The sequence below is a fragment of the Bradyrhizobium sp. UFLA05-89 genome, from assembly GCF_059803475.1.
The window spans coordinates 1-4,716 of the sequence record NZ_JBANBA010000221.1; the positions used below are offsets into that span (position 1 = coordinate 1).

The 4,716-nt window shown below is 60.5% G+C and carries 4 protein-coding genes and 1 pseudogene; all 5 read right to left on the reverse strand.

All coding sequences use genetic code 11. The features are described 5' to 3' along the window. Positions 1 to 566 (reverse strand): amidase family protein (locus SO139_RS45535; protein ID WP_498542097.1); only part of this gene is annotated, 566 nt, incomplete at its 3' end. A gap of 24 nt (positions 567 to 590) precedes the next feature. Continuing rightward, on the reverse strand, positions 591 to 2,678 hold the full coding sequence (locus SO139_RS45540) for a dipeptide ABC transporter ATP-binding protein (protein ID WP_498542098.1): 2,088 nt from the start codon (positions 2,676 to 2,678) through the stop codon (positions 591 to 593). Continuing rightward, positions 2,671 to 3,528, reverse strand: coding sequence for an ABC transporter permease (locus SO139_RS45545; RefSeq protein ID WP_498542099.1), 858 nt, complete (start codon positions 3,526 to 3,528; stop codon positions 2,671 to 2,673). Before SO139_RS45545 ends, SO139_RS45540 begins: the two co-directional genes overlap by 8 nt. Further along, a complete protein-coding gene (locus SO139_RS45550) occupies positions 3,525 to 4,478 on the reverse strand; it encodes an ABC transporter permease (protein ID WP_498542100.1) in 954 nt (317 codons plus the stop codon). The genes SO139_RS45545 and SO139_RS45550 overlap by 4 nt, the downstream gene beginning before the upstream one ends. Before the next feature lie 61 nt (positions 4,479 to 4,539). Continuing rightward, positions 4,540 to 4,716: pseudogene (locus SO139_RS45555) on the reverse strand (ABC transporter substrate-binding protein); the annotation flags it as partial.

Below are 4,716 nucleotides of genomic sequence, written 5' to 3' on the forward strand. Positions count from 1 at the left end.
CGCGATGGATTCAATCCGACAAGGCCGCACCAGGCGGCAGGAATGCGAATTGACCCGCCGCCATCACTCCCATGAGCTAAGGGAGTGATACCCGCAGCTACCGCCGCTGCTGATCCCGACGATGAGCCGCCTGCGGAGCGTTCCGGATCCCATGGATTGTTGGTGATTCCATTAGAAACAGATTCGCTCATTCCGGATGTACCCAACTCGGGGAGTGTCGTTCTTCCGACAGTGCGAAGCCCTGACTCCCGCGCGCGACGAAAGAAGTAGCTTTCTGTTTGGGGACGACGTCCCTTATACAGGCGGCTTCCACATTCCTGAAGGCGGCCAGCTTCAGTCGCTCCTACATCCTTGCGAAGGAAGGGCACGCCAGGGAAGACGCCTCCGTCCGCGCCAGCAATGGTCTCGGCATCCTCGTAGAACTCGATAACGGCATTGATACGAGGGTTGACCTCATCGTGCGCTTCGCGGGCGAGCTGCGTCAACTCCAAGGGCGTCACGTCCCCTGCACGCACGAGAGAGGCCAAGCTGCTGGCATCGTGCTCGACATATTCAGTCAATTTCATCTCAGGCATCCTTTACGCGGCCCGTCAATTCAGATCGATGGCTGGCATGCTGGCCGATAGGGCGATCTGAGCGAATCCAGACAAACGTCCGACATGAGCTCGCGCCGGCTTTGATTCTCGTTGCAAGAACTCGAGCTCTTCCGGGCGGATATGGCACCGGATGAGATGGCCGGGCTCCGCTTCAGTGAGGGGCGGCTCCGTCGCATCGCAAATTGCGCCAAGCTTGCGTGGGCATCGGTTTTGGAACACGCAACCCGGAGGCGGATTGGCCGCGGACGGAATTTCCCCCGAAAGCCGAATGCGGGAGCTCTGGGTGCCATCGAGGTCGGGGACCGCGGAAAGGAGCGCCTCGGTATAGGGGTGGTTTGGTCCTTCAAATACGCGGTCCGTTGGCCCCATTTCCATGATCCTCCCAAGGTAGAGCACGGCAATTCGATCGGAAAGATAGCGCACGACGCCAAGATCATGAGAGATGAAGACGTAGCTGACAGCCCGGGCGGCCTGAAGCTCGGCTAGAAGATTCAGGATCGCTGCCTGAACCGAAACGTCGAGCGCGGAGGTAGGTTCGTCGCAGACGACGACCCGAGGATCTCCAGCGAAGCTTCGCGCTATGGCTACACGTTGCTTAAGCCCGCCGGAAAGCTGGCGCGGCCGAAGCGACAAATGTTTCGGGGTGAGGCGGACAGCCGCTATGAGCGCGGTGAGACGGCCAGACAGCTCGGCGCCGCGAAAGCCCCCAAGCTTGCGCAATGCGCGGCCGATGATGCGGGCGACGGAATGGGAGCGGTTCAGCGCCGAATCAGGATTTTGGAATATGATTTGTAGCGCTTTCACCTCTTCATCCCGGCGCCGGTCGAGACTAGCAGCAAGAGGCTTGCCATCAAGCTCGATGACTCCGCCAGGATCGGGCGGCAAAAGCCCCAGAAGCATTCGAGCTAGCGTGGTCTTTCCGGAGCCGGACTCGCCGACCAGACCGAGTGTTTCCCCAGGCTGCAGACTGAGGGAGACGGCGGTAACCGCACGAATCGTGTGGTCACCCTGGCCGAAAGTCTTGGAGAGATTGCTAATCCGAAGTACCGGCGCGGCACCCGCTGGAGGCTTCACGACCACCACTTCGGGTGGCGTACTGCGCGGAAGTTCAGGTGCCCGTTCCGGGTAATGGCAGCGCACGAGACGACCTCCAATACCACGCAGCTCCGGAGTTTCCGTCCTGCAGCGATCATCCGCGAGCGCGCAGCGCGCGGCGAAGGGACAACCGATGATCAGCGCGCCGGGAGTGGGCAAGAAGCCCGGAATAGTGTCGAGCCGTCCCTGCTCCTTCCGCTGCCCACCCGCCGGTAGGCACCGTAGAAGCGCTACAGTGTAGGGATGGCGCGGTGAGCTCAATATCTCCCTCGTTGGCCCTTCCTCCACGAGCATTCCCGCATAAAGGACACCGACCCGGTCACACATCTTCGCCACAAGAGCGAGGTTGTGACTAATGAAAAGGATCGAGGTGCCAAGCTCGCGCCGGAGATCGCTGACGAGGTCGAGGACCTCGGCCTCCACAGTCGCGTCAAGGCCCGTGGTGGGCTCGTCGAGGATCAGCATCGGCGGATTACTTGCCAGGGCCATGGCAATTCCGACTCGCTGCTGCATCCCGCCCGAAAGCTGATGTGGATAGCGCTGCATAACCGAGGCGGGATCCGCGATCCGCACCTTTTTCAGTATCTCAAGCGCATGAGCTTCGCGCTCGGCTGACGGGATGCCCATGACCTCAAAGACCTCGACCAACTGCCGCCCCACCCTCAGCGCAGGGTTAAGCGCTTTGCCCGGGTCTTGGTAGACCATCGAGACCTTCTTTGCCCGCAGCCCCCTAAGCGGCTCGGGTCCGAGCCGCATCACATCTGCCCCATCGAGCATGACAGACCCGCCGGTGATGCTCCCGTTTCGGGGCAGATAGCGCACCACGGTCAGCGCCACGGTGGACTTGCCGCAACCCGACTCACCGACCAGCCCGTACGCCTCGCCGCAGGCGACCTCCAAGCTTAAATCGCGAAGCACGGTGCGGTTTTGCCCACCGGCGCGATAAGCGACCGACAGTCGGTTTATGTGCAATGCCGGCTCAACCATCGATCGCCCCATGCAGCCCGTCGGCCGTCAAGTTAATCCCGACCACGAGGGTGGCGATGGCAAAAGCGTCGAACAGCACCGTCCACCAATAGCCCGCGCTGATCATCGCGTAGTTGCTCGAGATCGACAGCCCCCAATCGGGTGAGGGCGGCTGAAGGCCGAATCCGATAAAGCTCAGGCTGGCGACGGCGAAGATCGCATACCCGAGGCGCACCGTCGATTCGACGAGGATGGGTGGGAGTATGTTGGGCAGGATTTCGAGGAACATGATATGATTTGAACTCTCGCGGCGAAGCTTGGCTGCGGCTACGTAGTCGAGCTCCCGCTCCGCCAGGACCGCCGAGCGAACGGTGCGGGCGATGCTGGTGCTGAAGGATAGGCCGATAATGATGATCACCGTCGTCTGTGAGGTGCCGAGCGCGACGATCGCGAGGAGTGTGACGATAACCGACGGGATTGCCATCTTCGCCTCGATCAGCCGCGAAACAAGGTCATCGAAGACGCCTCGGAAATAGCCGGTGTGAAGGCCAAGAACCGTGCCCACAACAGTCGCTAAGATCGTCGCAAGAGGCGCGATAGTGAGAATGTCGCGCGAACCGACGATGACGCGGGAAAGGATATCGCGACCTAGTTGATCCGTCCCGAACCAGTGTTCTGCCGAAGGTGGTCCGAGCGCGTTCAGAACGTCCTCAGCCAAGGGGTCGTATGGCACGAAGTGGCGGCCGAAGAAGCTGCATACCACCCAAAACAGGACGATGGTCACGCCGGTCAGGAATGAGCCGGAGCGGAGCAGCGCCGCGAAAACCTCCTGGCGCCGGGTGTCGGGCCTAGCGGCGGCAATGTCGATCATTGGCCGTGTCCCATCCGGATGCGCGGGTTGAAGAGAGAATAGAGTAAATCGGCGAGTAATGTCGCCACGGCATAGGTGATGCCGATGATCAGCACGCACGCCTCCAGCATCGGAAAATCCTTGCCTTTGGCGGCATCGAAGATCAGCGATCCGATCCCCTGGTAGCGGAACAACGTCTCCACGACCACAAGTCCGCCGATCAGGTAACCCGTCTGGGTGGCGATGACAGTGATCGTTGGAAGCAGCGCGTTTCTCAGCACATGTCGCCAGATTACCTGACGCCAAGGCAGGCCTTTCAGGACGGCCGTGCGGGTATAATCGGAGTCGAGCGCCTCGATCGTGCCCGCGCGTGCCATGCGAGCAATATAGCCGAACAGGACGAGCACGAGCGGGATTGCTGGCAAGATCAGGTGGTAGAGCTGCATGAAGGGGCCCGAGCCTTCCGGCCAGGCAGCGGAGATTGGGAGCCAGCGCAGCCAGATGCCGAAGATCAGGATCAGTACGATGCCTGTGACGAATTCCGGGACCACGGTCGCCGATAAGCCTCCGAGGCTGATGATGCGGTCAAGGGGCCGATTCACGTTCAGCGCAGCAATTACACCGCCCAAGATGCCGAGCGGTACGACCAGCAGGAAGGCTACCGCCGCAAGCTTGAGCGATTGGCCGAGCGCCTGCATTACGAATGGAGCGACAGCGGCGCGATAGAGATAAGATTGGCCCATATCACCATGAAGAAAATGCCACATCCAGGAGCCATACTGCACTAGGAGCGGTCGATCGAGGCCAAGCTGCTGATTCAGTGCATCCACGGATTCCTGATCGGCCAGTGGCCCGAGGATTGTTCGCCCCACATTGCCGGGCAGAATCTGCCCGAGAAAGAACACGAGCAGACTCAGCGCAAAGAGCGTCGCTAACGAATAGGCAAAGCGCCTTGCAAGGAAGCGTTTCATCGGATTCTCTTTGAGGCTGGTCGATTGGCGGAAATGCTCGTCCTGCCCGATCGAACCGGTGTTATGTCTTTCCGGCATCCTGCAGGAACAACTGGCTTAAGCCCGTCGGCTGCACGCCGACGACGCCTTTTTTGGTTGCAGTTAAGTGGTCGTAGAAATAGCCGTAGAGCTCTGGCGATTCTTGAAGCAGCAGCCGCTGGATTTTACCTGCAGCCACCCGCTGCGCATCAAGATCGAG